This is a genomic window from Mesorhizobium sp. RCAM 05104, from assembly GCF_059683645.1.
In genome coordinates this window covers 1,617,394-1,643,966 of record NZ_CM185033.1, presented here as the reverse complement: position 1 = coordinate 1,643,966, position 26,573 = coordinate 1,617,394, and the positions used below count along the sequence as shown (strand labels likewise).

Sequence of the window (26,573 nt, the reverse complement as noted above, 5' to 3'; positions counted from 1 at the left end):
AAAGCTACCGACGCCCAACCTCAGCTTGAAGACGCATCTGGCAATACTTGCTACTTCAGCAGGCCGACCAGCACGTCGAAAGCCGCGTCGATGTCGGCGCGGACTGCGGCCCGAACCGCCTCTGCATCCCGGTCGCGCAGTGCTGCGAACATCTCCTGATGGTGCTCGTTGGCGGTCGAGTAGTTTCCCGAATCGTGCAGCATGTTGAAGTAAGGGCTGATCTGCAGCCAAAGGTTCTCGATGATGTTGAGCATGTTCTCGGAGCCGGCCGCCCGATAGATCGAGAAATGAAAGGCGTAGTTGGCCCTGAGATAGGATTTGACGTCTCCGGCGGCATTGGCCTGTTCGAGCGCATCCAGATGCTGGCGCAGCAGCGCCACGCCCTTGTCGTCCATGCGCTCCGCCGCCCATGCGGCCGCGATCGCTTCGATCTCGAACCGGACATTCCTGAGGTCGATGAGGCGCGCTCGGCTTAGTGCCGGAATACCGATCGATCGGCCCGAAACCACCATCAGCGCGTTGGCGGCCGTCAGGCGCCGCAGCGCTTCCCTGACCGGCATCGGGCTGACGCCAAAAGCGTCGGCAAGGCTTTGAACAGTCACCATCTCGCCCGGTACGATGCTGCCGTCGAGGATCAGTTCGGTGACGTGGCGGTAGACCCTGTCCTGCAAGGTTTCCCGGGACAGGGGCGTGATCTCGACCCCCGGCTTCCTAAACGCCGATCCAGCCATCTCCCGTCAACCTTCCCGCCCAACGGCGACCCTATCGCCTGTGCCCGGAATGCAAGGTTCGGGATGCCGCGTCAAGCGCCCACGACCGCCGGTTTTGATATTAAGCGATTTCATCATTGATCTTTGATCAAATGATGTTACGGTCGCTGGCGTCGAATGACAAGGGTTACGTTTCGTGCCCTTGGGAGGCATTCGGTCGTTCGGATTGGGAGGAGTTTCATATGGGTATCGGATTGAAAGTCCGGCGGCTCGCGCTGCTGGCCGGCATGGCTGCTTGCACCTTCGGCCTGTCCGCCGCGGAAGCGGCCGAAAAGCACAAGATCTTTCTCAGCATGAGCTTTATCGGCAATGACTGGCAGGCCGAGGCCGCCAACATGGTCAAGGCGATGGCGTCGCACAAGAGCCTGGCCGACAAGGTCGACCTGCAGGTCCAGGTGGCAGGGCCAAACGCGCAGCGTCAGATCCAGCAGGTCAATGCGATGGTGCAGGCGGGCGCCGAAGCCATCGTGATCTTCCCGATCTCGCCGACCGCGCTCAACCAGGTGGTCAAGAATGCCTGCGACAAGGGCGTCAAGGTTTTTGCCTATGACGCGGAGATCACCGAGCCCTGTGCCTACAACGTGCATATCGACCAGGAGGAAGCGGGCCGGGTGACGGCCGAATGGCTGGTCAAGAAGCTCAACGGCAAGGGCAACATCATCGCGGTGACCGGAGTCCCCGGCACATCGGTCGACGATCTGCGCACCAAGGCCGCCAAGGAAGTCTTCGCCAAGTATCCCGATATTAAGATCGTCGGCGAGGCTGTCGGCATGTGGAGCCAGGCTGTCGCTCGCACCGAACTTTCGAAGATCCTGGCGACGCGCAGCTGGAGCGATATCAACGGGCTGTGGATGCAGGTCGGCTGCTTCACCGCCAACTCCATGCAGCTCGAGGCCGGCAAGAAGACCAGCGAACTGCTGCCTTGCGCTGGTGAAGGCTCCAATGGTGGCCGCATCCAGATGCTGCCGGAGGGGACGGAAGTCGAGGGCGCGGCGTCGCCTTATGCGCCGCTCGGCGCGCCCCGCATTTCCTACGCCTCGCCGCCGTACTCCGGGGCGCTTGCACTCAAGCTCGCCGTCGAGGCGATCGAAGGCAAGGACGTGCCCAAGACCACCATCCTGCCGCTGCCGGTCGTCACCAACGAGACGATCAAGCTGTGCGATGAGGGCACCTGGGCGGAGATGAAGGCCGGCTGCAACGCCTTCAAGCCGTCGCTGGTCTCCAACCCTGGCTGGTTCGCATCGATCTTTTCGGACCAGACGCCCGAGATCGGCCTCAGCGCTGCCCTCGTCGGCCAGCCGGAAGACTAAGCCTCCCAAGGCAAATCGCGACGATGCGCGGACATCTTGTCCGCGCATCGTCGATCCGCGCTAATGCATGTCGCCCAGAAGTGCGCAGCCCGGCGATCGAGGACAATGACAGACCACTCCGAGCTTCCCGCCATCGAGATCGACGGCATCAGCAAGGCGTTCGGCCCGACCGTCGCGCTGGACGGCGTGTCGTTCCGGATCGCGTCCGGCAGCGTCCATGCGCTGCTGGGTGAAAATGGAGCCGGCAAGTCGACCCTGGTGAAACTGCTGTCCGGACTGGTCCGGCCGAGTGCGGGCCATGTCCATGTCTTCGGCAAGGAGATAGGCTACGGCGCACCGCGCGCCGCGCACGCGCTGGGCGTGCAGACGGCATTCCAGGAGATGACCCTGGTGCGCGATCTCTCCGTCCTTGACAACATGCTGCTGCCCTACGCCCCCGTGGGCATCTCCGGTCTGATCCGGCGCACTGCCGCCCGCAAGGCAGTTCGCCGTCACATCGACGATCTCGGCTTCTCGGTCGATCTCGATGCCGAAGTGAGCGAGCTCGAGCTTTCGGTGCGCCAGAAGATCGAGATCGCGCGTGCCGTCTACCGCAAGCCGCGCATCCTGCTGCTCGATGAACCGACCTCGACGCTCGCCGGCCGCGACGTCGACTGGCTGGGTGACATCATCGCCAGGCTGAAGGCCGCGGGCACGACCATCGTCTTCATCACCCATCGCATGCGCGAGGTCCGCGCCTTTTGCGACACGCTGACGATCCTGAGAAACGGCCGCCACATCGTCACCGCGCCGGTTGCCGAGGTCTCGGACGCTGACGTGATCGAAAAGATCATCGGCCGCAGCATCGAGCAGACCTTTCCGCCCAAGCCCGACAGTGCCCAGGCATTCGGTCCACCGGTTCTGGGCGTGCGCGACCTCAAGGTCGGGAGCAAGCTCGACGGCGCCCGCTTCGACCTGCGCCGGGGCGAGATCCTCGGCGTTGCCGGACTGCAGGGCATGGGCCAGCAGGATCTGTTCCTGGCCTGCTTCGGCATGGCCGAAATCACCCGCGGCGACATCCTTGTCGACGGCCGCAAGGTCTGGCTCGGCTCGCCCGCCGATGCCTTGCTGCCCAACATGGCGATCGGCCTGGTGCCGGAAGACCGCAAATCCGAGGGCCTGTTCCTGAAACTGTCGGGCAGCCAGAACGCCACGCTGCCCGTGGTGTCGCGCTTCACACGCTTCGGCCTTGTCGACATGGAAGCCGAGACCCGCTCCGTCGAGGAGGCATTCGCCACTGTCGAGGTCGACCGCCGCGCGCTGTGGACTCGGGCCGGAGCGTTTTCCGGCGGCAATCAGCAGAAGATCGCCATCGCCAAATGGCTGGTGGCGCAGAGCCGCATCCTGCTTTTGTTCGATCCCACCCGTGGCATCGACGTCGGCACCAAGCACGAGCTCTATGTGATGATGCGCAACTATGTGGCCGCTGGCGGTTCGATCCTGCTGCACTCGACGGAGATCCCCGAACTCGTCCACCAATGCGACCGGGTCCTGGTTCTCTACGACGGGCGCATCGCGGCCGAGCTCGAAGGCGACGCCATCACCGAACCGGCCATCATGCGTCCGGCGCTCGGCCATGCCGGGGAAGCCGCGGCATGAGCAGCTCGGCAGCTTCATCTCCTGTTTCCGGTGGCTTCGGGCTGCGCCGCGCGCTGATGCGCAATCGCGGCGCGCTGATCGCCGCCGCCGTCCTTGCGATCCTGCTCTTCATCGTCGACTGGATCAGTGCCGGGCCGCTGACCTATTTCGATGTGTCGTTCCTGTCGAGCGGCGGCGCGACCTCGGCGCTGGCGGCAATCGGCCAGACGATCGTGATCCTGTCGGGTGGCTTCGACCTGTCCGCCGGCGCGGTGATATCGCTGGTCAATGTCGTGCTGGCATCGAGCATGGACCCGATGGCACCAGGCGCCAGCATCCTGCTGTGGACGGCAGTCGGCATCGGCGTCGGCATGGCTGTCGGTGCCTTCAACGGCTTTTTCATCGCCGTGCTGCGCATGCAGCCCATCGTGGTGACACTGTCCACCATGTTCATCCTGCAAGGTGTGACGCTGCTGGTGATGGACAAGCCCGGCGGCTTCGTGTCGCCCGATCTCGGCACGTTCTACCTTGGCGACGCGATCACCAACTGGCTGCCGATGCCGCTGGTGGTGCTGGGCGTCGTCCTGCTCGCTTGGTTCTGGCTGAAAGGAACCCGTTTCGGCACGGCGCTTTACGCGGTTGGCAGCGATGCCGATTCGGCCGCTTCCGTCGGCATCAATGTCGTGCTGGTGCGCTTTGCCGTCTATGTCATCGCCGGAGGCTGCTACGGCCTTGCCGGCGTGTTCATCAGCGCCCAGACCGGCAGCGGCGATCCGCTGGTCGGCAATCCGCTGCTGTTGTCGATGTTCGCGGCGGTCGTCGTCGGCGGCACGCGTCTCGGCGGCGGGCAGGGCGGTCCGGTCGGCACAGTCTTCGGCGCCTATATCCTGATGATAGTGGTGAACATCCTGCTGGTGCTCAATGTATCGGCCTACTACTCGACCATAGCCGAAGGCACCATTCTCGTGCTGGCGGCTCTCGCCGGCTCGATCTCGCACGCATCGGTCCTTGCCGTCCAATTGCGCGCCGCGCGTGCCCGGCTTGCCGCCTGGCGCGCCGGCATATTGCCCTCGCAACTCGAGCGCGTGGATCGGCGTCTCAGGATCGCCGGGCCATCGCAGGGTCAACGCACGGCCGCATTGCCGCGCCCTGCCTTCCATCTGCGCAATGCGGAGACGCTGCGCTATGCATTGCCTGCCTATGTCTGCCTGCTCATCATCGTCATCGTCACGCAGATCTGGCTCGGCCGCGCCATCCTCAATCCGGGTTACTGGAATTCACTGCTCGTGCTGTCGTCCTTCCTGGCCGTCCTGGCGCTCGGGCAGGGAACGGTCATCCTGACCGGCGGCCTTGATCTCTCCGTGCCGTGGACGATCGGCATTTCCGGCATCATCCTGGCCGGCATGGTCAACGGCTCCGATGCGGCGCTCGTCTACGCCTTGCCGGTCGTATTGCTGATGGCCTGCGCCATCGGCTTCGCCAATGGCTTCGGCATCGTCTATCTCGGCATCTCGCCGATCGTCATGACGCTCGCCACCAACGGCATTCTGCAGGGCTGTGCGCTGCTCTATTCGCAGGGAACGCCCGCCGGTTTTTCCTCGCCGCTGCTGCGCTGGTTCATGACGGCCAAGCTCGGCCTCGTGACGCCGGTCGTCCTGCTGATGGTCGTCTTCGTGGTCGTGGCAGTGCTGCTGCTTGGACGCACGCCGTTCGGACGCCGGGTCTACGGCATCGGCAACGGGCTGCGCGCGGCGCGATTGTCCGGCATCGGCGTCGAGCGCACGCTGATCCTGGTCTACATGCTGTCGGCCGTCTGCGCGGCGATCGTCGGCATCATGCTGACCGGCTTTTCAGGGCAGGCAAGCCTCGGCATGGGCGACGACTATCTCTTGCCGTCGATCGCCGTGGTGGTGGTTGGCGGTGCGCTGATCACCGGCGGGCGCGGCCACTATCTCGGCATGCTTGGCGGGGTATTGTTGCTGACGGCGCTGCAGATGCTGCTGGCCGGCACCACGCTTCCCTACGCCACAAGGGCAATTCTTTACGGGCTGGTCGTTCTGGGTGCCGTCATGGCGCTGCGCGAACGGCGGCTGCAATGAGAAGGACAGGACCATGAGTGCAAGCGCACCGGCATCGGCGGACGAATTTCTGGGCGGGCTGAAAGGCCAGCGCGTGCTGGTGACAGCGGGCGCCGGCGGCATCGGTTTTGCCATAGCCGACACGCTGTCGCGGCTCGGCGCGCGCATCGTCGTCTGCGACGTTTCCGACGAGGCGCTGGCCGCCGCTCCGGACAAGATCGACCTGGTCGCGGCAATCAAGGCGGATGTCTCGCGTGACGCGGACGTCGACCGGCTGTTCGAGGCCGTGAAGGAAAAGCTCGGCGGGCTCGACGCGCTGATCAACAATGCCGGCATTGCCGGGCCGACAGGCGGTGTCGACGAGATCGATCCGGCCGACTGGCGGCGCTGCATCGACATCTGCCTGACCGGTCAGTTCCTGTGCGCCCGGCGCGCCGTGCCGCTGATCAAGGCGGCGGGCGGCGGCTCGATCGTGTCGATGTCGTCGGCGGCCGGCCGCCACGGCTATGCGTTCCGCACGCCCTATTCGGCGGCCAAGTTCGGCGTCATCGGTTTCACGCAGAGCCTCGCCAAGGAGCTTGGGCCGCACGGCATAAGGGTCAATGCCATCCTGCCCGGCATCATCGAGGGACCGCGCATCGAGGGCGTCATCTCGGCGCGCGCCAAGCAGCTCGGCATCAGTCACGAGGAGATGACCGGGCGCTATCTGCAGAACATCTCGCTGCGCCGCATGACCAGCCCCTATGATGTGGCCTCGATGGTCGCCTTCCTGCTGTCCGATGCCGGGATCAACATTTCCGGCCAGTCGCTCGGCGTCGACGGCAATGTCGAGACACTTTGAGGAACCGATCCATGGCCAATGTCGCGATTGTCGGAAGCGGGTTCATCGGGCGGGCCTGGGCGATCAGCTTCGCCCGTGCCGGCCATGATGTGCGGATGTGGGACCAGTCGCCGGCCGCGACAGGCGGTGCCCGCGACTACATTGCCGGCGTGCTCGGCGACCTCGCCTCGAACGACCTGCTGCGCGGGCAATCCGTCGACACAGTGCTCGGCCGCATCGCTATTGTCGCCGAGCTGGCGGAAGCGCTGGCCGATGCAGTCCATGTCCAGGAGAACACGCCCGAAAACCTCGAGGTCAAGCGGGAGGTGTTCTCCCTGATCGATGGCCTTGCCGGCCCGCAAACGGTCATCGCCAGTTCCACCTCGGCGCTGTTGCCGTCGAAGTTCACCGATCATCTGCGGGGACGGCACCGCTGCCTGGTCGTGCATCCGATCAATCCGCCCTATCTCATCCCGGCGGCCGAAGTCGTGCCGGCACCGTGGACGTCCGCTGAGACGGTCGAAAGGACCCGCGCCTTCCTCATCGATGCCGGCCATGCACCGCTGGTGATGAAGCACGAGCTCGACGGCTTCATCATGAACCGCTTGCAGGGCGCTTTGCTGGAGGAAGCGTTCAGGCTCGTCGCCGACGGCTACGCCAGCGTCGAGGATGTCGATATCGGCATCCGCGACGGGCTGGCTCTGCGCTGGTCGTTCATGGGCCCGTTCGAGACCATAGACCTCAATGCGCCTGGCGGCGTGCGCGACTATGTCGAGCGCTATCAGTCGATCTATTCGAACATCTTCCCGCAGATGCTGCGCCGCGTCGACTGGGCGGGCGAGGTCATGGCGACCGTCGAGGCCGACCGTCGCAAGCGCCTGCCGCGCGACGGTCTCGGCGCCCGACAGGTGTGGCGTGATCGCCGGCTGATGGCGCTGGCGGCGCACAAAAGAAAATCGGATCAGGAGTTCGGAGAATGACCCAGACAAGCCGCAAATCGGGTGCCGCGCAGACCAAGGGCAAGGTCATCATCACCTGCGCGGTGACAGGGGCGATCCATACGCCGACCATGTCGCCCTATCTGCCGATCACGCCGGACCAGATCGCCTCCGAGGCGATCGCGGCGGCGGAGGCTGGAGCCGCGATCCTGCATCTGCATGCCCGCGACCCGGAAACCGGCAAGCCCGACCAGACGCCGGAGGCCTTTGCCCGCTTCCTGCCGCGCGTCAAGCAGGGCACCAATGCCGCCATCAACATCACCACTGGCGGCAGCCCCTACATGAAGGTCGAGGAGCGCGTGCGCCCTGCCGCCCAGTTCAAACCGGAAGTTGCCTCGCTCAACATGGGCTCGATCAATTTCGGGCTCTATCACCTCGCCGACAAATACGAGACCTTCAAGTTCGACTGGGAAAAGCCGCATCTGGAAGCGACGCGCGACCTGGTCTTCCGCAATTCGTTCAAGGACATCGAGTACATTCTGGCCACCTGCTACGACAACGGCACGCGCTTCGAGTTCGAGTGCTACGACATCGCCCATCTCTACAACCTTTCCCACTTCGCCGATCGAGGGCTGGTGAAGCCGCCTTTCTTCGTGCAGTCGGTATTCGGACTGCTCGGCGGCATCGGCACCCATCCCGAAGACGTCGCCCATATGAAGCGCACCGCCGACCGGTTGTTCGGTGACCAGTTCCGCTGGTCGGTGCTGGGCGCCGGCGCCAGCCAGCTGCGCATCGCCGCGCAATCGGCGGCGCTCGGGGGCAATATCCGCGTCGGGCTGGAGGACAGCCTTTGGGCGGGCAAGGGCAGGCTGGCGAAGTCGAATGCCGAACAGGTGTTGCTCGCGCGCAAGATCATCGAGGGGCTTGGCATGGAGGTGGCGACGCCCGACGAGGCGCGCGAGATCCTGTCATTGAAAGGCGGCGACAAGGTCGCTTTCTGACGCGGCCTGGCCAATCGCCGCGCGGCATCAAACAGAGGAGGACGGTATGAAGATCGAAGTCGTGGTGGACGTGAAGACCACACTGGGCGAAGGACCGCTGTGGGATGTCGAGCAGGAGCGACTCTACTGGATCGACAGTTTTGACGGGCGGGTGTTCCGGGCGACCGCCGACGGACGCGAAATCCGCTGCTGGGACGTGCCGATGAAGATCGGCTCGATGGCGCTGCGCAAGGATGGCAGCGGCGCGGTGGTGTCGCTGCAGCGCGGCTTCCATCTGCTCGATTTCGCCTCTGGCGACGTGACGCTGATCCACGATCCCGAGCCGGACCGGCCGATGAACCGTCTCAACGACGGCAAGGTCGACCGGCGCGGCCGCTTCTTCGCTGGCTCGATGGATACGATGGAGGAGGGGCCGTCCGGCGGCCTTTACAGGCTCGACCCGGACTTCTCCGTCACCAGGATCGATTCCGGCATCATCTGCTCGAACGGGCCGTGCTGGAGCCCCGATGACCGCACCTTCTATTTCGCCGACACCTGGACCGGCGAGATCTGGGCCTACGATTACGACATCGCCACCGGCGCGGCCACCAACCGCCGCACCTTCACCCGCGTCGACACCAGCCGGGGCGGTGCGGCCGACGGCTCGACCGTCGATGCCGAAGGCTATCTGTGGAATGCGCTGGTCTATGACGGTCGGCTGGTGCGCTATGCGCCGGACGGCAGCATCGACCGCGTCATCGACATGCCGGTAAAGAAGATCACCAGTGTGATGTTCGGCGGACCGAAGCTCGACACCCTGTACGTCACCTCGATGGCCAAGCCGCCGCTGCCGCGATTTCCCGGCGACGGCGTCCTGCGCGGCAGCCTGTTCGCCATCACCGGTCTCGGCGTGACCGGAATAGCCGAGCCCAGGTTTGCCGGGTAAGAATGGACGGCATCTCCGGCGTCATGTTCGCCTCGGACACCTTCCGCCCTCTTGCGCTCTCTCCTGACTGATTGGATGATCGCAGACGTCGTTGCTTCTGAAGCAAATCCCGTTCAGCCTCGTGGAGGGCCAGGGCGTTCAAATCTGTGTCCGCGTGTGAGCGCTAACGACTGTTCGGAATGTAGAACGTCTGCCTGAAATAGGACCGAAACGCCTCCATGGCGGGGGTGAACTGGGCATTGCGGCGCCAGGCCAGGCCGACATCCATCGCCGGGATCGGGTCACTGGGCACCAGGGTTTCGATGCGCTTGCCTTCCAGCGACCATGGCCGCAAAACCATGTCCGAGAGAATTGCGACCCCTTGTCCGTTGGCGACCATCGAGCGCACTGCCTCGACGGAGGATGTGCGCAGCGTGACCGACGGCTGATAGGGTGTCTTGCTCCAGTATTTCAGTGAGGTGTGCGCCGCCTCGTCGACGGTCAGCATGATGTAGGGCTCTTGCGAGATTTCCTTCAAGCCGACGGATTCCCGCTGCAGCAGATGATGCTTCGAGGCGACCCAGAGCCGTCGCCGCGAACCCATCAATGTTTCGGTCGTCAGATCCGGATTGAGCACGTTCGAGGTGAGCAGCACGGCGATGTCATACCGGTTGGACAGAAGACCCTCCTCGATTGCCTCGCGGTTGAGCTCGAAAAGCTGGATGTCGAGCTTCGGGAAATTTCGCTTCAGCTTCTCCAGGTGGTTGGGCAGGAAGTAGCCGATGACCGTATAGGTCGCCGCGACGGTGAGGCTGCCCTCCAGAGTGTTCGCCGGCACATTCAGGCTGGTCGCTTCCTGGACTTTGTTGAGGATGTCATAGGCGTGGAACAGGAACTGTCGCCCGGCGGCGGTCAGTTCCATGCCCTGGGGAGAGCGGACGAACAGGTCGGCGCCGACTTCGCTCTCCAATTCCTTTATCGCCGTGGTGATCGCCGACTGCGAAATGGCGAGGTCGACCGCTGCTTGCGAAATCTGGCCCTGCTCGGCGGTCGAGACGAAATAGCGGATCTGGCGCAGGCTGATTGGCAAAGGACGCGGCTTTCCGTTTATCTGATATCGGTGGCATGCATTTTCGGAAAATACGATACACGCAATTTCTTTGAGCAGCCATTGCCTTTTTGAGTCGCAGTAAATGCCAGCGTTCCTGGCGGTATCGCGCGCTTTCTCTTCCAGCCGCATCGCCCTTAGGTATCTGAAAATCAGAAAGTCAAATTCTGAGAATAGAATTTTCCAATGTCGTGCTCTCGCGTTAACGTTCAAAAAAACAAGAACACGGGAACCGCGCTGTCGATCGGCGCATGAATGCAAAGGGAGCAACGTGCCAGTCACGGTTGTCGACATCAATTGCGATATGGGTGAAGCGTTCGGCCAATGGCGGCTGAGCGACACCGACGATGCCAGGTTGATGGAACTGATCAGCTCCGCCAACATCGCCGCCGGTTTTCACGCTGGGGATCCCAATCTGATGGACGCCACCGTGCGGCTTGCGACCCAGCACGGCGTCGGCATCGGCGTGCATCCGGGCTATCGGGATCTGCAGGGTTTTGGCCGCCGTAAGATCAATGGCAGCGGCGACGAGATCGTCAACGACATCGTCTATCAGATCGGCGCGCTCAGGGAATTTGCTCGGCGTCATGGCGCCGTCCTGCAGCACGTCAAGCCGCACGGCGCCCTCTACATGGAACTCGCCGCCGACGAGGCGCTGTCGCGATCCTTCATCAAGCTGATGCGCACCGTGGCGCCCAATGCCTTCGTCTTCTGCATGGGCATGTCGCAGACCTATCGCACCGCGCTCGAAGCCGGCCAACCGGTAATCAGGGAATTCTATGCCGATCGGGACTACGATCGCTCCGGCTCGATCGTGTTCACGCGGCATGTCGGCAAGCTCGATCCGGCCGGCATTGCCGACAAGGTCGTGCGCGCCTGTCTTGAGGGCAAGGTCCGCACCGTCGATGGCGCCGACATCGACATCGATTTCGAGTCGATCTGCTTTCATTCCGACACGCCGGGTTGCCTGGAGATCGCCGCCACCATGCGTTCCGCCTTGGTCGCGAACGGGATCCGGATCGCACCGGTGTCGGAAGTGTCCGCCCAACAGACCCAGGCCGCAAGGGGATCAAAATGAGCAAAGCCGAAATCAAGTCGCCGCTGCCAGGCATGTTCTACCGCAGGCCATCGCCGGACAGCGCGCCGTTCAAGAACGACGGCGATGCAGTTTCCGCCACCGATGTGATCGGCGTTGTCGAGGTGATGAAGTCTTTCCATGAAGTGACGGCCGGCATCGACGGCAAGGCGATCCGTTTTCTCGTCGACGACGCCGATGCGGTCATGGCCGGCCAGGCGCTTGCCGAGGTCGAGGCATGACCATCAATTCCGTCCTGATTGCCAATCGAGGCGAGATCGCGGTGCGGATCATCCGCGCGGCGAAGGCCCTGGGGCTGAGGACAGTGCAGGTGTACAGCCACGCCGATGCCGGCTCGCTGGCGGTGCAACTGGCCGACGAGGCGATCGACATCGGGCCGCCGGCGGCGAAGAAATCCTACCTGAACATCGAGGCGGTGCTCGCGGCGGCCAAGGCGGCGAAGGTCGATGCCATCCATCCGGGCTACGGCTTCCTGTCGGAGAATGCCGACTTCGCCGAAGCCGTGGTTGCGGCGGGAATGAAATTCGTCGGGCCGGACGCCTCGGCCATCCGGCTGCTTGGCGACAAGGTGGCGGCGCGCCAGGTCGCGGCCAGGGCCGGCGTGCCCACCGTGCCCGGCAGCGACGGGCGCGTCTCCGACATCACCGAGGCGGCGGCGATCGTCGAGCGCATCGGCTTGCCGGTGATGATCAAGGCGGCCGCCGGCGGCGGCGGCAGGGGCATCCGCATCGCACACACCCTTGAGGACTTCGAGCGTCATTTCCCGCAAGCTTCGGCCGAGGCCGCGGCGGCCTTTGGCGATGGCGGCCTCTACATCGAGAAGGTGATCGAGAAGGCGCGTCATGTCGAGGTGCAGATCTTCGGCGACGGCCGGAATTTCGTTCATTGCTACGAGCGCGAATGCTCGCTGCAGCGGCGCCGGCAGAAGGTCTGGGAGGAAGCCCCGGCCGCCGGACTGCCGGCCGATGTGCGCAAGAGCCTGTGCGACAGCGCCGTCGCCCTGGCGCGCTCCGTCGGCTACAGCGGCGCCGGAACGGTCGAATATCTCTACGACGACGCCAGCCGCGACTTCTATTTCATCGAGGTCAACACCCGCATCCAGGTCGAGCATCCGGTGACGGAGATGATCACTGGTCTCGATCTCGTGCAGGAGATGCTGCGCATCGCCGGTGGCCAGCCTCTGTCGGTCAGGCAGGAAGACATTTCCATTGCTGGCCACGCCATCGAATGCCGGATCAACGCTGAGGACCCGCACAAGGGTTTCATGCCCGGTCCTGGCACCGTCGAGACGCTCGTCGTGCCGCAGGGCGAGGGCATCCGCTTCGACACCATGCTGTTTGCCGGCTACACGGTGCCGCCCTTCTACGATTCGCTTTTGGGAAAGCTCATCGTGCATGGCGCCGATCGCGCCGCCTGCCTGGCGAAGCTGCGTACGGCACTTGCCGGTCTCAGGATCACCGGCATTCCAACGACCGTGCCGCTGCATCAGGCGCTCGCCGCCGATGCCGACGTGGCGGCCGGGCGCTTCCATACGCGTTTTCTCGAGGACTGGCTGGAAACGAAATTCGCCGCTTCGGCAGGCGGCGCGAGGGAGGTGGCCTGATGAAGAACCGCTATTCATTCGGTGGCGATGAGCATCTCTTCGTCGAATGCGACGAGAGCATGTCGCTGGAGGCGTTCTTCAAGAGCCTCTCGATGACCAATGCCGTGCGCGACAGCCAGATCAGAGGCGTGACCGAGATCTGCCCGGCGAACGCCTCGTTCCAGATCAAGTTCAATCCCGACATCATCCGGCCCGACGACATGTTGCGCGAGGTGCAGGCCATCGAAAGTGCGGCCAGCAAGACCGATCCGGTGATCGCCACCAGGATCATCGAAATTCCGGTGTTCTACCAGGATCCCTGGACGCACGAGACCCTGATGCGGTTCCGCGAGCGGCACCAGGATCCGCAAGCCACCGATCTCGAATACGCCGCCCGGATCAACAACTACGCCACGGTCGACGACTTCATCGCCGCCCATGCCGGCTCGCCTTGGTTCGTGTCGATGGTCGGCTTCGTCGCAGGATTGCCGTTCATGTACCAGATGGTCGACCGGCCGCGGCAGATCCAGGTGCCGAAATATCTCAGGCCGCGCACCGATACACCGAAGCTCACCATCGGCTATGGCGGCTGCTTTTCCTGCATCTATTCCGTGCGGGGCGCCGGCGGCTACCAGATGTTCGGCATCACGCCGATGCCAATCTTCGATCCCGAGCAGAAGACCAGCTACCTCCGTGACTTCATGGTGTTCTTCCGCCCGGGCGACATCGTCAAGTTCAAGCCGATCGGCCGCGAGGAATACGACCATACCGTCGAGGAAGTCGCCGCCGGCCGGTTTGCCCCGGCAATCAGTGACGTCACCTTCGACCTGCGTGAATTCCAGAAGGACATCGACGGCTACAACGCCAGGCTGGAGGGCATGATCAATGGCCGTTAAGGTACTCAATCCGGGGCTTTCGACCACGGTTCAGGATCTTGGCCGTCCCGGCTACTTCCATCTCGGCATCCCGATCGGCGGCGCCATGGACCGGCTGGCGTTGCGCGCCGCCAATCTGATCGTCGGCAATGACGAGGGTGCGGCCGGTCTGGAGGCGGTGTTCATCGGGCCGCAGCTCGAATTCACCCGCGACGCGCTGATCGCGGTGACCGGTGCCGACATGCCGATCAAGCTCGACGGCGAGGAAAAGCCGTCCTGGACCGGGCTGAACGTCAAGGCTGGCCAGGTGCTGAGCTTTGGCTTCCTGAAGACAGGCGCGCGCATCTACATCGCAATCGCTGGCGGCATCGACGTGCCGATCGCGCTCGGCAGCCGCTCGACCTACCCGATCGGCGCGCTGGGCGGCTTCAAGGGCCGCGCCATCGCCAAGGGTGACGAATTGCCTGTCGGCAACGCCACTTCCGGCAAGGAAGGCCGAAGCGTCCCGGAAGCCTTGCGTCGGCGACCGGGAATGCCGGCCGAACTGCGGGTCTTGCCGGGCCTCTATTGGCATCGCGTCACCGAGCAGTCGCATCAGAACTTCTTCGACGACCAATGGAAGGTGGCGCCCGAGGCAGACCGCATGGGTTATCGCTTCCGCGGCGGCCGGCCGTTGCAATTCGTCGAACGCGACCAGCCGTTCGGAGCCGGGTCGGATCCCTCCAACATCGTCGACAGCTGCTATCCCTACGGTTCGATCCAGGTGCCGGGTGGCACCGAGCCGATCATCCTGCACCGCGACGCGGTCTCGGGCGGCGGCTACTTCATGGTCGGCACCGTGGTCTCGGCCGACATGGACCTGATCGGCCAGCTGCAGCCGAACACACCGACGCGTTTCGTCAAGGTCGACATGGACGGCGCGCTGAAAGCCCGCGCCGACCGGGCGGCATTGCTCGACAGGATCAGGAGCGTTTTCAACTGACATTTGGGTAAGTGCGGCCGAACCGTCCTCGAGGCGGCGGTCGATAACAAGAAAGGGGAATGACATGAAAAATCTCGGAAAAATGATGCTTGTGACGGCGGCGACTTTGATTACCGGCGCCGCCTATGCCGCCGACTGGTATCCATACGACGCGGCCAAGATCGAGCCGCCTTTTGCGGCCGACGGCAAGTCGGTCGATGTCACCTACGTGCCGCTCGACAAGGCGTCGAAACCCTGGAACATCTGCGTTTCCTTTCCGCATATGAAGGACGCCTACTGGCTGGGTGTCGACTACGGCGTGGCGGAGGAGGCCAAGCGGCTCGGCGTCAAGATGAACCTGTTCGAAGCCGGCGGCTACACCGAGCTCGACAAGCAGATTTCGCAGATCGAGGATTGCGTCGCCGCCGGCGCGCAAGCGGTCGTCATCGGCGCGATCTCCGCCGACGGCCTCAACAATCTCGTTTCGGAAATCCACAAGAAGAACATCCCGGTGATCGACGTCATCAACGGCATCTCATCGCCGGACATCTCGGCGAAGTCGCTGGTGTCCTTCTACACGATGGGCTCGGAAGCCGGCGCCTATCTGGCCAAGAAACATCCGGCGGGCAGCGAAGAGGTGGAGGTGGGCTGGTTCCCCGGACCGGCGGGTGCCGGCTGGGTGGGCGCGGCGAACCAGGGCTTCCTCGATGCCGTCAAGGGCTCCGCGGTCAAGGTGCTGGAACCCAAGTTCGGCGACACTGGCAAGGAAGTGCAGCTGAAGCTCGTCGAGGACGCGCTGCAGGCCAATCCGAACATCCGATACATCGCGGGCACCGCGGTGACGGCGGAAGCCGCGCAGGGCGTCATTCGCGAGCGCGGCCTGCAAGGCAAGGTCGACCTTCTGTCCTTCTACATGACGCCTGGCGTCTATGAGGGCATCAAGCGCGGCTTCATCCTCGCGTCCCCTGCCGACTCGATGGTCATCCAGGGCCGCATTGCCGTGGACCAGGCCGTCCGCATCCTGGAAGGCAAGGATTACATCAAGCACGTCGGTCCGAAGATCTTTGTTGTCGATCCGTCCAATATCAAGGACGTTTCGCCGACGAACATCTTGCCGCCGGATGGCTACAAGCCGGTCTTCAACGTGAACTGATCGCGACAAGCGCTGTCCGGTTCCGCCAGGCAAGGCGGGACCGGATCGACCGGGTTGGCAAATGAACAACGCAAACACTCCACTCGTGGAAATGACCCGGATCTCGAAGGAGTTTCCCGGCGTCAAGGCTCTCGATGGCGTCGATTTCAGGCTCGAGCGCGGAGAGGTTCATGTGCTGTTCGGCGAGAACGGTGCCGGAAAGTCGACGCTCATCTCGATTCTCTCCGGCCTCTACAGGCCGACATCGGGTTCGCTGCGCATCGACGGCCAGGAAGTCGAGCTGCGCTCGGTGCATGACGCCGCCAGACATGGCATCGGCACGGTGTTCCAGGAATTCTCGCTGATCCCGACATTGCGTGTTTTCGAGAACGTCTATCTCGGCCGCGAGCTCAAGCGCGGTCCCTTGACCGACCGGCGCGCCATGGCCGAGGGCGCACGCGCTTTGTTCCATGACCTGGGCTTCGAGATCGACATCCGCCGGCGCGTTTCCACTCTGTCGCGTGCCGAGCAGCAGATGGTGGAGATCGCAAAGGTGTTTCTGGGCAAGGCGAGGGTCCTGATCCTCGACGAACCGACCGCCTCGCTCACCGAGAAGGAAACGCGCAAGCTTTTCGCCTTCATCGCCAAGACGAAGGCCGACGGCGTCGGCATCATCTACATTTCACATCGCATCCAGGAATTCCGCGAAATCGCCGACAACATCAGCGTGCTTCGTGACGGCCGTCTGATCGGGACGGTCTCGGCGCGCGACACCTCCGAGAAGACGCTCGTCGAGTTGATGACCGGTCGGGCGATCGATCAGATCTATCCCGAGATCGGCCGCCAGCCGGATGGCAGGACGCTGATGACGCTGCGCCGGATGCACGGCGCCGGCTTTCATGGCGTTGATATCGACGTGCGTGCCGGCGAGGTTCTGGGGGTTGCCGGCCTGGTCGGCAGCGGCAAGTCGCGGATCTGGCGCAGCGTTCTTGGGTTGCAGCCGATCCGGTCAGGCACCGTCACGCTGAAGGGACGCGACGTGACCCATGCGGCGACGAGGCATATGCTGCGCGGCGGGGTCTACTATTTGCCGCCTGACCGCAAGGGCGAGGGCCTGCAACTGGCGGCGACGGCACGCGAAAACATCAAGCTCAGCCTGCTTGGCCGGGCCGAGATCGTAGGCCGCCTCGGAATTGTTGCGCCGCGTCGCGCAAGGGCATTGGCCGACAAGATCGGCGAGCGCGTCGGCATTGCTTCGGCCCATATGGGCCGCATTGTGTCGAAGCTCTCGGGCGGCAACCAGCAGAAGGTGCTGTTCGGCAAGGGATTTGGCGAGGAGCGGGACATCTACATCTTCGATGAGCCGACGGTCGGCGTCGACATGGGCACCCGCGCCGCGCTGTACCGGCTGATCAAGGAGATCGCCGAGGCCGGCAAGGCGGTGGTGGTGATCTCCTCCGACCTGCCGGAGGTGATGAACCTTGCGCACCGCCTGCTGGTGTTCTCGAAGGGCAGGGTGTCGGCCGAACTCACCGGCACCGAGATCGCGGAGGAAAATGTCCTGAAATATTTCTTTGCGGAGACGGGAATTCAGCCATGACCATTCAGAGCAGCCGAACCGAGGATGCAGGGGTGCCGCGAACCCGCGCCACCATTCTGCTGGCGGCCATAAGATTCGTGTTCCTGCGCGTCGGGGTGCTGCCGTTTTTCCTGGTCTTTTCGCTGATCGTCTTCTCGCTGATCTCGAACCAGTTCCTGTCGATCCAGAACCTGACCAACGTCGCCAGGCAGTCTGTCTATCTGGTTCTGGTTTCGCTGGGTCAGATGCTGGTCCTCATCACCGGAGGTTTTGATCTCTCGGTTGGCACGGCGATCGCGATGACTTCGGTTGTGTCGGCGATGGCGATGGTCGCGCTCGCGCCGGTCATGCCGGACATGATCTGGCTGGCGATCCTGCTTGGCGCCGGTGCGGGATTGGGTGCCGCGCTGCTGATCGGATGCCTGAACGGGCTCGGTATCGCCCAGTTCGACGTCTCGCCGTTCATCATGACCCTTGGCGTGCAGTCGGTCGGTGCGGGCATCGCGCTGTTCCTGACCGGCGGCGTTCCGATATCCGGACTGCCCTACGATTTCGGCAATTTCTTCGGCTTCGGGCGGGTGCTCGGCGTTCCCGTGCCGGTGATGATCGCCTTGCTGGCGATCGTTGGCATCTGGCTCTTGATGAACCGAACGAAACTGGGTTCTCACATCTACGCGGTCGGCGGCAATGTCAGGGCGGCCAACCTCTCGGGCGTCAACACCAAACAGGTGCTGTTCCTGGCCTATGTCCTGTGCGCGCTGCTGGCCTCTCTCGCCGGTCTTCTGCTCACGGCTCGGGTCGAGTCCGGCGAAACCAATCTTGGCGGCACGATCGCGCTGGAATCGATCGCCGCCTGTGTCATTGGCGGGGTGTCCCTGCGGGGAGGGCTGGGCCGTGTGGAGAATGTCGTTCTCGGCGCCTTCTTCATCGTGCTGCTGCAGAACGGCATGAACATCGCCCAGATCGGCTCGTACATGCAGATGGTGCTGCTCGGCTCGCTGCTGGTGCTCGCCGTCATCCTCGACCAATTCCGCTACCGCATGCTGGTCGGCGACCGCTGACGGCAATCACTCAACACCGAAAGGAAAGACCATGATTTCCTCAACCTATCCCACGCTTGCAGAACAGGCATTCTCCGACCGCACTACGGCGCTCAGGAATGGTGTACTGGCCATCGCCGGATTGCTGGCGCTGTGGCTGTCAGCCAAACTGCAGGTTCCGTTCTACCCGGTGCCGATGACCATGCAGACCTTTGTCGTCCTGGTGATCGGAACAAGTTTCGGATGGCGGCTGGGCGCTGCCACAGTCGCTCTCTATCTCATCGAAGGCGCGCTCGGGCTTCCGGTTTTCGCCGGAACGCCTGAAAAAGGCATCGGTCTCGCCTACATGGTCGGTCCGACCGGCGGCTACCTCCTCGGTTATCTGCCCGCCGCGGCACTTTGCGGCTTCCTCGCCAGCCACGGCTGGGATCGCAGGATCGTCACGACGGCGCTTTCCATGCTTTTGGGAACGGTCGTCATCTATGCCTTCGGACTTTCCTGGCTGGGCACCGTCGTTGGGTGGGACAAGCCGGTCCTGGCCTGGGGTCTCACGCCCTTCGTCCTCGGCGATCTGCTCAAGCTGGCGCTTGCCACCGCAGTCCTGCCACTGGCCTGGAAATTTGTTGGCCGGACGCGCGGCGGCGATCGCTGAAACCGGAATTGCCAAGGTTGTGCAGCGATCCTCAGATCCATCCAGCAGGAGGGACCCAATAGCGTGCCCGAAGAGAATGGAGAGCGCTTCCATGCAGCGACGTCGCTGGCCGATGCGATAGCCGCTCTTGCCGATCGCGGGTCGGCTGGAGCAGCTCTTGCCGGCGCGACCTGGATCATGCGGGCTCCGCTCAGGCACGAGCGGCGGGACCTGTCCTATGTGGCGATTTCCAAGATCGATGAGTTGCGGCGGCTGGATATTCTCGATCGCGAGATCAGCATAGGTGCCTGTGTTACCCATGCCGAACTGGCAAGCTCGCTTGGGTCTTTGCCCGAATGCCGCGCGCTGGCACAGGCCGCCGCCAACTCCGCAAATCCCGCAGTCCGCAACGTTGCCACCATTGGCGGAAATCTCTGCGCTTCGGCCTTTGCCGCGGCTGATCTGGTGCCCGCCCTGATATGCCTCGATGCCGAACTGGAAATCGAAGGTGCGAAAGGGTCCGAACGGATGACGGTGAAGCGTTTCCTGGAGGAGAGGGCCGGCATCGGGCCCGACCGTCTCGTCCGCCGCGTGATCGTTCCCCGCACGACGCGGCGCTCGGCGCATATAAGGCTCCCGCTGCGCAAGGCGGGAGACTACCCCGTGGCAATCGTGAGCCTGGCGGCGACCTTGAACCCGACCGGCGTCGTCGAAAACGCCAGGGTGGCGGTCGGCTCGGTCGAACCCGTTGCGCGCCGCTGGGAGCAGCTCGAAACAAGCCTTGTCGGCCATAGCCTCGATCCGCGCCGCGCGACCGAACAAGCCGAGCGGTTTTGCGGAGATTTCTTGGGCCGCGAAGGCGTCGAGGCGCCTGGCTGGTATCGGGTGAAGGTGCTTCCCAGCCTCGTGCGCCGTGCCGTGCTCGCCCTTCAAGAGCAGTCCTGAAGCTCGTATCCGGAAGAGATCAAGCCAATGTCCTTGCGTCTCGTTGTCAATGGTGAAGACCGAGTTTCGCGCGCCGATCCGCTCACGCCGCTTGTCGACGTGCTGAGGGACGAGTTCCATCTGACCGGAGCGAAAGTCGCATGCCGCGAGGGCTTCTGCGGCGCCTGCACCATTCATCTCGACGGACAGCCGGTCGTGTCCTGCCTGGTGCCGCTCGGCATGGTCGAGGGACGAGAGGTCCACACGGTCGAATCGCTTGCGACGGCGGGCGAGCTATCGCCTCTGCAGCGGATCATGGAAGAGCACGACGTCGTCCAGTGCGGCATGTGCTTCCCCGGTATCCTGATGGTCCTCACGAGCTTCTTCCAGGAGCACCCGTGGGCCCAGAGGGATGAAATCAAGGCTGCGCTCGTCGGTAATATCTGCCGGTGTACTGGCTACGAGCGCCTGGTCGATGCGGCCGTGGCGTTGGCGAAGCGGAGCTGAGCAATGGCAATCGCGGACCCGTCAAACGTCACGATGAACCTGCCGCGGCGCGACGCACGCGACAAGCTGCTCGGCCGTACCCGCTACACTGTCGACCGCATGCTGCCGCGCATGCTTCACGCGGCGATCCTGCGATCGGAGGTCGCGTCGGCCCGCATCCTGAAGATCGACATCACGCGCGCCCGTCAAATGCCTGGCGTGCGCGCCATAGCGCTTGCCGAAGACGCCCCGGGAATGCACGGTATCGGCATCGCCGATCATCCGCTCTTCGCCTCGGGCGTCATCCGCTTTCATGGCGAGCAGATCGCCGCGGTGGCCGCCGACACTTACGAGCAAGCCCAGGCGGCGGCACGCGCGATCGAAGTCGAACTTGAACCCCTTCCCATCGTGCTCACCATGGCCGATGCGCTGGCGCCTAGTGCTCGCTTGGTTCACCCCGACTGGAAGAACTACGAAGTTCTGTTCGAAGGCGGCGCTCGTGGCGGCAACGTTGCCTGGGAAGCGACGGTGGTCCGGGGCGACACCGAAGCGGCATTCGCCCGCGATGACGTCGTGGTCGTGGAGAGCTGCTTTCGGGTCGGCCGGCAGAACCATGTCTCGCTCGAACCCCGGGCCGTCGTCGCTTCCTACGAGGACGGTCGCTACCATATCGAGACGTCGACACAGGTTCCGTGGACGGTTCGCAACATGACGGCGAAGCTGCTTGGTGTTCCTGCCTCTCGGGTGCATGTCACGGTGCCGCCCGTGGGCGGGGGGTTCGGTCAGAAATTCGACTGTACGCTGGAGCCTTATGCCGCGATCCTGGCGCGCAAATCCGGGCAGCCAGTGCGCCTCGTCTATTCGAGGCAGGAGGAGATGCTGACCTGCCTCTGCCGCGAAAACGCCGAAATCAAGATCCGATCCGCGGTGACCCAAAGCGGCGACATCGCTGGACGCGAAGCCGTCGTGCTGATGGACTGCGGCGCCTATGGCGGCGAGCAGATTTTCCTCACGACGATGACGGCGCACACGCTGGGCGGCAACTACAAGCTTGGCTCGGTCAAGCTGGCGAGCCGTGCCGTCTACACCAACACTCCCCCCAACGGGGCCTTTCGCGCCTGCAACGGTGTCTACAACACATTCGCGCTGGAGCGGCATACGGACGAGATCTGCCAGGCCATCGGGATGGATCCGCTCGAATTCAGGCGGCGGAACGTGCTGGGCGACGGAGACCTTGGCGCAACGGGCCAGGTCTTCGAAGGCGATGTGCTCGGCCCGATGCTTGATCAGATGGCAAAGCTGCGGGAAGCGTCTCCCAGCAAGGAGCCCTTGGCGGGCGGGCGCCTGTACGGCCGGGCCACCGTGGTGGGCACCTGGTTCATCTTCGTCGGACCCTCGACGGCCACCATCAACCTGAATGCCGACGGCAGTGCGACGCTCATCACCGCCGGGGTCGAGCTTGGCCAGGGCACGATGGTGCAGGCGTTGCCGCAGCTCGTCGCCCATGAGCTCGGGATTCATCCGAGTGACGTGATCGTTCGCAATGCCGATACCGATACAGCCGGTTTCGATCTCGGTGTCGGCGGAGGCCGCACGACCGTCTCCGTCGGCGCGGCGAGCCTCGCCGCTGCCGCGGACGTACGCAACAAGATCCTGGATACGGCGAGCGAGTTGCTGCAGACCCAGCCGGAACGGCTGGTCCTGCGCAATGGTCGGGTTGAGATCGCCGGTATCGAGGGATCGGGGATGACCATTGCCAAGGCCGTCCAGCACGCGCACCGGTTGACCGGTCCAGTGGTTGGCAGCGGCTCGTTCACCAATCCCGGCGTGCCGGCGATGCCCGGTTGCGCGGCGGGCCATTTCATCGACGCAATCGATATTCCCGTCTTCAACGTCCATGATTGCGAGGTCGCCGTGGACCCGGACACCGGCCATGTCGAAATCCTGAGCTACAGGGTGGTGCAGGATGTCGGCCGGGCGCTCAACCCGCGCGCCATCCACGGGCAGATCCAGGGCGGGGTCACGCAGGGGCTGGGCTATGCGCTGCATGAAGAGCATACCATCGGCGAGGACGGGTGCATCCGGCAGGACAGCCTCGAGACCTATCGCGTCCCACTCGCGTTGGATACCGTGCCTGTCGAGATCGACCTCTACGAAGGCGCGCCTTCCATTGGCCCGCTCGGCGCCAAGGGCGCGGGCGAGGTGCCCATTCTCAATCCCCCGGCAGCCGTCGCCTGCGCCGTCGCCAACGCCACCGGGTGCCGTGTCCAGCAAATGCCGCTCACGCCGCCGCGTGTGCTGGGGCTGCTGCTGGGCAGGGAACCTGCCGTCGAACTGCCTCACATCGCCGATAACTGGTGGGACAATGTGCTGATGAGGCCCAGGCCCCGCTGATCGATGAGGAATCCTCTCCGCGCCCTTCCTGCGCGCAAATGGCCGTCTGCCGGGGGGTGCGTCGAGCGAGCGGTTGTCGCGGAAGCACTGGCGGCAATTACATTTCCGTCACGAACTTCGTCCGCAGGTAGGCGTCGAGGCCTTCGATGCCGCTCTCCGAGCCATAGCCGGATTCGTTGACGCCGCCGAAGGGCGTTTCGGGCGTCGACACCATCATATGGTTGACGCCGACCATGCCGGCTTCCAGTGCCGCCTCGGTCTTTTGGGCAAGGCTGAGATTGCGGGTGAAGACAAACGAGGCCAGCCCGTAAGGCAGCGAGTTTGCCCGCTCGATCATGCCGTCGAAGGTTGAGAAGGTGGTCGTCGGGGCGATTGGCCCGAACGGCTCCTCGGACATGATGCGCGCGGTGTCTGGCACGTCCTTCAGCAATGTCGGGGCATAGAAATAGCCCTTGTTGCCGATGCGCTTGCCGCCGGTGACGACGGTCGCGCCTTTCGCCGTTGCATCGCTGACGAAGCCGTCCATGGCATCGAGCCGCCGCGGCGCGATCATTGGCCCCATTTGCACGCCATTATCGAGACCGTCGCCAATCCTGAGCTTTTCAGCGCGGGCCGCAAAGCCGTCGATGAAACGGTCATAGACAGCCTCATGTACGTAGAAGCGGGTTGGCGAGGTGCACACCTGGCCGGCATTGCGGAACTTGAATGCGACGACCGTATCGAGTGTCTTTTCGAGATCGGCGTCCTCATAGACGATGACGGGAGCGTGGCCGCCGAGCTCCATTGTGCAGCGTTTCAGCGTGTCCGCGGCCTGCTTCTGCAGCAGCTTGCCAACCGCGGTCGAGCCGGTCAGCGAGACTTTCTTCGGGATCGGCGAGGCGATCAGATAGGACGAGACCCGGGCGGGTTCGCCGAACACGATGTTGAGCACGCCCGCCGGAAGTCCGGCGTCCTGGAAACAGCGGGCGATGGCCACGGCGGTTCCGGGCGTTTCCTCCGCCGGCTTCAGGATGATCGAGCATCCGGCGCCAAGCGCGCCCGAAATCTTGCGGATGACATTGCTGGCCGGAAAGTTCCAGGCGGCGAAGGCGACGACCGGTCCGACCGGCTCCTTGAAGACCATCTGCCGCACGCCGGGCAGCCGGGCAGGGACGATGCGCCCGTAAGCGCGCTTGCCTTCTTCCGCGTACCAGCGGGTCGCATCGGCGGCGAACTGCACCTCGCCGGTGGCCTCGGCCAGCGCCTTGCCATTCTCCATCGTCAATATGCGGGCGATGGTGTCCTTGCGCTGTTCGATCAGGTCGGCGGCTTTGTCCATGATCGCCCAGCGCTGCATCGCGGTCATCGCCTTCCACAGCTTGAAGCCCTTGGCCGAGGCCAGAAGAGCGCGGTCGAGATCGGTCTCCGTGGCATGCGGCACGGTTGCCAGCACCTCTTCGGTGGCGGGATTGATCAACGGTTCGGACTTGCCGTCCGATCCCTGGCACCACGCGCCGTCAATCAGCAGCTCGATCGTCTCTGGATACATGTCCTGGCCCTTTCCAGCCCGGCGGTCCGCGGAAGGCCGCCGGCAGATTGCGCGTCAAAAGAAATCACCGCGATGGCTTGACTTGTACATTGTATACAGTATGGTGTCGACATGATTTTAGCGCGCATTCAGAAATTGTCGGTCGCCATCCCCGAGAATCTCGCCGAGATGCTGGAGGAAGAGATCATCTTCGGTCGCATCAAATCCCGGGAGCGACTGACCGAGGAAATGGTCGCCGAACGATACGGCGTCAGCCGGTCGCCGGTGCGTGAGGCGTTGCGGCTGCTCGAGCGCGATGGCCTGGTGATGCGCGAGGCCCGGCGCGGCATCTGGGTTTCGCCGATGTCGCAGCGCGACTTCGATGAGGTCTATATGTGCCGCATCGAGCTGGAAGGACTGGTCGCCAAGCAGGCCGCCGAATCCGCCGACATCGAGAAGAAAGCCGAGTTCAAGATCCTGCTGTCCGAACTGAAGGAAGCGCAGTCCAGGAACGACGCCCGGCAGTTCTTCATCGTCGACGTGCGCGGATCCTTTCTGACCTACGATCTTGCCGGCAACAAGACGCTGACGCGCCTGCTGGGCGGGCTCGAAAAGCAGGCCTTGAGGTATCGCTATCACGCCTACGAGAAGGATCCGAAGATCATCCAGCTCTCCCTGGATGACACGGCCCGCATCTACGACGCGATCACCGAAGGCGATGGCGAAAGTGCCAAGGCGATGACCGAAAACCTCATTCGGGAAATCTGGCAAAGCATGCGGGCTGGCATTCGCGACGCCTTCGGAGAGGGCTAGTTCGTGACCACCATTTTGTCAGCGTTCAGCGTCATTGATTCCCATACGGCCGGTCATCCTACGCGAGTCATCCTGAGCGGCGTCCCGAAGCTTGCCGGTTCGAGCGTGCGGGACAAGCGGGACCATTTTCGTCAGCACTTTGATCATCTCCGCCCGGCACTGCTGCATGAGCCGCGCGGCCATGCGGCCATGGTCGGCCTGGTGCCGGTTGAGTCGGATGCCGCCGACTATGGCGCGTTCTTCATCTCGTCCTATGTCTATCTCGACATGTGCGGCCACGGCACGATCGGCTTTGCCAGGACGCTGGCCTTCACCGGGCAGATCAGCGCTGAAATGGGCAACAGTTTCACGCTGGAAACGCCGGCCGGCATCGTGACGGTTCATCTGATCTGGAATGAAGACGGCTCGCTTGACCGCGTGCGGATTGCCAATGTCCCAAGTTATGTCGGGCTCGAGCATCTGAGCGTTGTCGTCGAAGAGCTTGGCGCGCTCGATGCCGCAATCGTCTACGCCGGCATGTGGTATGCGCTGGTCGACGCGGCACCGCTCGGCCTCAAGCTTGTTCCGGACGGCGCATCGACGCTGATGCGGGCGGGCGCCAGGATCAAGGACGCAATCAAGGCGGCAACGCAGGACATGCCGCTGTTTGCCGGCGCGGCCGCGCCGAGCGTGCTGTTCTACGATGCCGACAGCGAGAACTCGGCGACGCATTTCCTTGTTCTGGAATCGAACAAGTTCGACCGCTCGCCTTGTGGCACCGGGACCTCGGCGCGGCTGACTTTTCTGCTGGAGAAGGGGCTCATTGGCCCCGACCAGACCTACCACGCCAGGAACATACTCGGCATTCCGTTCGAGGCGCGCCTGCAAGAGCGCGTCCGGGCCGGGGGCCGGGAGGCGATGATTGTCGAGATCGAGGGCGCTGCCTTCATCACCTCGACCCAGACCATCTTCTTCGAGAAAGGCGATCCTCTCTCGCAGGGATTTTTATGCCGCTAACCAACCAATAA

The 26,573-nt window shown here is 63.7% G+C and carries 24 protein-coding genes; 21 read left to right on the top strand and 3 right to left on the bottom strand.

Features of this window, described 5'->3' with window-relative positions; genetic code table 11:
* Positions 1-50: 50 nt before the first annotated feature.
* Positions 51-731 carry a GntR family transcriptional regulator gene (locus tag AC56QP_RS08365; protein WP_489860136.1) on the bottom strand — a complete coding sequence of 227 codons (681 nt, stop codon included), beginning with the start codon at positions 729-731 and terminating at the stop codon, positions 51-53.
* Between the two features lie 221 nt (positions 732-952).
* Here AC56QP_RS08365 and AC56QP_RS08360 point away from each other — a divergent pair, with 221 nt between their 5' ends.
* From AC56QP_RS08360 to AC56QP_RS08330, 7 genes are all read left to right on the top strand, one after another.
* A complete protein-coding gene (locus AC56QP_RS08360) occupies positions 953-2,080 on the top strand; it encodes a sugar ABC transporter substrate-binding protein (protein ID WP_489860137.1) in 1,128 nt (375 codons plus the stop codon).
* A gap of 105 nt (positions 2,081-2,185) precedes the next feature.
* The gene (locus AC56QP_RS08355) at positions 2,186-3,718 is read left to right on the top strand and encodes a sugar ABC transporter ATP-binding protein (RefSeq protein ID WP_489860138.1); all 1,533 of its coding nucleotides are present in this window, start codon (positions 2,186-2,188) and stop codon (positions 3,716-3,718) included.
* Complete coding sequence (locus AC56QP_RS08350; protein ID WP_489860139.1) at positions 3,715-5,796, top strand: ABC transporter permease subunit; 2,082 nt, start codon at positions 3,715-3,717, stop codon at positions 5,794-5,796. The genes AC56QP_RS08355 and AC56QP_RS08350 overlap by 4 nt, the downstream gene beginning before the upstream one ends.
* 13 nt (positions 5,797-5,809) lie before the next feature.
* A complete protein-coding gene (locus tag AC56QP_RS08345; protein ID WP_489860140.1) occupies positions 5,810-6,616 on the top strand; it encodes an SDR family oxidoreductase in 807 nt (268 codons plus the stop codon).
* An 11-nt stretch (positions 6,617-6,627) separates the two neighbouring features.
* Complete coding sequence (locus AC56QP_RS08340) at positions 6,628-7,575, top strand: 3-hydroxyacyl-CoA dehydrogenase (RefSeq protein ID WP_489860141.1); 948 nt, start codon at positions 6,628-6,630, stop codon at positions 7,573-7,575.
* Positions 7,572-8,534: a 3,5-dioxohexanoate:acetyl-CoA acetone transferase gene (gene kce, locus AC56QP_RS08335; RefSeq protein WP_489860142.1), complete on the top strand. Its 963-nt coding sequence runs from the start codon at positions 7,572-7,574 to the stop codon at positions 8,532-8,534. The genes AC56QP_RS08340 and kce overlap by 4 nt, the downstream gene beginning before the upstream one ends.
* 46 nt (positions 8,535-8,580) lie before the next feature.
* The gene (locus AC56QP_RS08330) at positions 8,581-9,459 is read left to right on the top strand and encodes an SMP-30/gluconolactonase/LRE family protein (protein WP_489860143.1); all 879 of its coding nucleotides are present in this window, start codon (positions 8,581-8,583) and stop codon (positions 9,457-9,459) included.
* 163 nt (positions 9,460-9,622) lie between these two features.
* Here AC56QP_RS08330 and AC56QP_RS08325 read toward each other — a convergent pair whose 3' ends face one another.
* Positions 9,623-10,528 (bottom strand): LysR family transcriptional regulator, encoded by a 906-nt coding sequence (locus tag AC56QP_RS08325; RefSeq protein WP_256750057.1) that lies wholly within the window; start codon positions 10,526-10,528, stop codon positions 9,623-9,625.
* A gap of 289 nt (positions 10,529-10,817) precedes the next feature.
* On the opposite strand from AC56QP_RS08325, the gene AC56QP_RS08320 reads away from it, so the two are divergent.
* The 12 genes from AC56QP_RS08320 to AC56QP_RS08265 all read left to right on the top strand — a co-directional run bounded on the left by AC56QP_RS08320 (position 10,818) and on the right by AC56QP_RS08265 (position 23,246).
* A complete protein-coding gene (locus tag AC56QP_RS08320; protein ID WP_091576805.1) occupies positions 10,818-11,624 on the top strand; it encodes a 5-oxoprolinase subunit PxpA in 807 nt (268 codons plus the stop codon).
* The gene (locus tag AC56QP_RS08315; protein WP_256750055.1) at positions 11,621-11,863 is read left to right on the top strand and encodes an acetyl-CoA carboxylase; all 243 of its coding nucleotides are present in this window, start codon (positions 11,621-11,623) and stop codon (positions 11,861-11,863) included. Before AC56QP_RS08320 ends, AC56QP_RS08315 begins: the two co-directional genes overlap by 4 nt.
* Positions 11,860-13,245, top strand: coding sequence for an acetyl-CoA carboxylase biotin carboxylase subunit (locus tag AC56QP_RS08310; RefSeq protein WP_489860144.1), 1,386 nt, complete (start codon positions 11,860-11,862; stop codon positions 13,243-13,245). Before AC56QP_RS08315 ends, AC56QP_RS08310 begins: the two co-directional genes overlap by 4 nt.
* A complete protein-coding gene (locus AC56QP_RS08305) occupies positions 13,245-14,120 on the top strand; it encodes a 5-oxoprolinase subunit B family protein (protein WP_256750053.1) in 876 nt (291 codons plus the stop codon). The genes AC56QP_RS08310 and AC56QP_RS08305 overlap by 1 nt, the downstream gene beginning before the upstream one ends.
* The gene (locus AC56QP_RS08300) at positions 14,110-15,081 is read left to right on the top strand and encodes a 5-oxoprolinase subunit C family protein (RefSeq protein WP_489860145.1); all 972 of its coding nucleotides are present in this window, start codon (positions 14,110-14,112) and stop codon (positions 15,079-15,081) included. Before AC56QP_RS08305 ends, AC56QP_RS08300 begins: the two co-directional genes overlap by 11 nt.
* A 64-nt stretch (positions 15,082-15,145) precedes the next feature.
* Positions 15,146-16,213 (top strand): TMAO reductase system periplasmic protein TorT, encoded by a 1,068-nt coding sequence (gene torT / locus AC56QP_RS08295; protein ID WP_489860146.1) that lies wholly within the window; start codon positions 15,146-15,148, stop codon positions 16,211-16,213.
* 61 nt (positions 16,214-16,274) lie between these two features.
* Entirely contained in the window at positions 16,275-17,792 is a 1,518-nt protein-coding gene (locus AC56QP_RS08290; protein WP_489860147.1) for a sugar ABC transporter ATP-binding protein, read from the top strand.
* Complete coding sequence (locus tag AC56QP_RS08285; RefSeq protein ID WP_489860148.1) at positions 17,789-18,832, top strand: ABC transporter permease; 1,044 nt, start codon at positions 17,789-17,791, stop codon at positions 18,830-18,832. Before AC56QP_RS08290 ends, AC56QP_RS08285 begins: the two co-directional genes overlap by 4 nt.
* 31 nt (positions 18,833-18,863) lie before the next feature.
* Positions 18,864-19,463: a biotin transporter BioY gene (locus tag AC56QP_RS08280; protein ID WP_489860149.1), complete on the top strand. Its 600-nt coding sequence runs from the start codon at positions 18,864-18,866 to the stop codon at positions 19,461-19,463.
* Between the two features lie 63 nt (positions 19,464-19,526).
* Entirely contained in the window at positions 19,527-20,387 is an 861-nt protein-coding gene (locus AC56QP_RS08275) for an FAD binding domain-containing protein (protein WP_489860150.1), read from the top strand.
* Positions 20,388-20,414: 27 nt separating this feature from the next.
* Positions 20,415-20,873, top strand: coding sequence for a (2Fe-2S)-binding protein (locus AC56QP_RS08270; RefSeq protein ID WP_489860151.1), 459 nt, complete (start codon positions 20,415-20,417; stop codon positions 20,871-20,873).
* A gap of 3 nt (positions 20,874-20,876) precedes the next feature.
* Complete coding sequence (locus AC56QP_RS08265) at positions 20,877-23,246, top strand: xanthine dehydrogenase family protein molybdopterin-binding subunit (protein ID WP_489860152.1); 2,370 nt, start codon at positions 20,877-20,879, stop codon at positions 23,244-23,246.
* 97 nt (positions 23,247-23,343) lie between these two features.
* Here the strand turns inward: AC56QP_RS08265 and AC56QP_RS08260 are convergent, their stop codons facing one another.
* Positions 23,344-24,774, bottom strand: coding sequence for an NAD-dependent succinate-semialdehyde dehydrogenase (locus tag AC56QP_RS08260; protein ID WP_489860153.1), 1,431 nt, complete (start codon positions 24,772-24,774; stop codon positions 23,344-23,346).
* Positions 24,775-24,885: 111 nt separating this feature from the next.
* On the opposite strand from AC56QP_RS08260, the gene AC56QP_RS08255 reads away from it, so the two are divergent.
* Together AC56QP_RS08255 and AC56QP_RS08250 are read left to right on the top strand one after the other, a co-directional pair.
* Positions 24,886-25,566 (top strand): GntR family transcriptional regulator, encoded by a 681-nt coding sequence (locus AC56QP_RS08255; protein WP_489860154.1) that lies wholly within the window; start codon positions 24,886-24,888, stop codon positions 25,564-25,566.
* A gap of 3 nt (positions 25,567-25,569) precedes the next feature.
* On the top strand, positions 25,570-26,562 hold the full coding sequence (locus AC56QP_RS08250; RefSeq protein ID WP_489860155.1) for a proline racemase family protein: 993 nt from the start codon (positions 25,570-25,572) through the stop codon (positions 26,560-26,562).
* Positions 26,563-26,573 lie beyond the last annotated feature (11 nt).

What these genes read in the sequence shown, in the direction of transcription:
- AC56QP_RS08265 (WP_489860152.1), top strand. Translation starts at nt 20,877, where the DNA reads ATGGCAATCGCGGACCCGTCAAACGTCACGATGAACCTGCCGCGGCGC.
- AC56QP_RS08305 (WP_256750053.1), top strand. Translation starts at nt 13,245, where the DNA reads ATGAAGAACCGCTATTCATTCGGTGGCGATGAGCATCTCTTCGTCGAA.
- AC56QP_RS08330 (WP_489860143.1), top strand. Translation starts at nt 8,581, where the DNA reads ATGAAGATCGAAGTCGTGGTGGACGTGAAGACCACACTGGGCGAAGGA.
- AC56QP_RS08270 (WP_489860151.1), top strand. Translation starts at nt 20,415, where the DNA reads ATGTCCTTGCGTCTCGTTGTCAATGGTGAAGACCGAGTTTCGCGCGCC.
- AC56QP_RS08285 (WP_489860148.1), top strand. Translation starts at nt 17,789, where the DNA reads ATGACCATTCAGAGCAGCCGAACCGAGGATGCAGGGGTGCCGCGAACC.
- AC56QP_RS08350 (WP_489860139.1), top strand. Translation starts at nt 3,715, where the DNA reads ATGAGCAGCTCGGCAGCTTCATCTCCTGTTTCCGGTGGCTTCGGGCTG.
- AC56QP_RS08260 (WP_489860153.1), bottom strand. Translation starts at nt 24,774, where the DNA reads ATGTATCCAGAGACGATCGAGCTGCTGATTGACGGCGCGTGGTGCCAG.
- AC56QP_RS08355 (WP_489860138.1), top strand. Translation starts at nt 2,186, where the DNA reads ATGACAGACCACTCCGAGCTTCCCGCCATCGAGATCGACGGCATCAGC.
- AC56QP_RS08360 (WP_489860137.1), top strand. Translation starts at nt 953, where the DNA reads ATGGGTATCGGATTGAAAGTCCGGCGGCTCGCGCTGCTGGCCGGCATG.
- AC56QP_RS08345 (WP_489860140.1), top strand. Translation starts at nt 5,810, where the DNA reads ATGAGTGCAAGCGCACCGGCATCGGCGGACGAATTTCTGGGCGGGCTG.
- AC56QP_RS08315 (WP_256750055.1), top strand. Translation starts at nt 11,621, where the DNA reads ATGAGCAAAGCCGAAATCAAGTCGCCGCTGCCAGGCATGTTCTACCGC.
- AC56QP_RS08300 (WP_489860145.1), top strand. Translation starts at nt 14,110, where the DNA reads ATGGCCGTTAAGGTACTCAATCCGGGGCTTTCGACCACGGTTCAGGAT.
- torT (WP_489860146.1), top strand. Translation starts at nt 15,146, where the DNA reads ATGAAAAATCTCGGAAAAATGATGCTTGTGACGGCGGCGACTTTGATT.
- AC56QP_RS08255 (WP_489860154.1), top strand. Translation starts at nt 24,886, where the DNA reads ATGATTTTAGCGCGCATTCAGAAATTGTCGGTCGCCATCCCCGAGAAT.
- kce (WP_489860142.1), top strand. Translation starts at nt 7,572, where the DNA reads ATGACCCAGACAAGCCGCAAATCGGGTGCCGCGCAGACCAAGGGCAAG.
- AC56QP_RS08365 (WP_489860136.1), bottom strand. Translation starts at nt 731, where the DNA reads ATGGCTGGATCGGCGTTTAGGAAGCCGGGGGTCGAGATCACGCCCCTG.
- AC56QP_RS08340 (WP_489860141.1), top strand. Translation starts at nt 6,628, where the DNA reads ATGGCCAATGTCGCGATTGTCGGAAGCGGGTTCATCGGGCGGGCCTGG.
- AC56QP_RS08310 (WP_489860144.1), top strand. Translation starts at nt 11,860, where the DNA reads ATGACCATCAATTCCGTCCTGATTGCCAATCGAGGCGAGATCGCGGTG.
- AC56QP_RS08290 (WP_489860147.1), top strand. Translation starts at nt 16,275, where the DNA reads ATGAACAACGCAAACACTCCACTCGTGGAAATGACCCGGATCTCGAAG.
- AC56QP_RS08280 (WP_489860149.1), top strand. Translation starts at nt 18,864, where the DNA reads ATGATTTCCTCAACCTATCCCACGCTTGCAGAACAGGCATTCTCCGAC.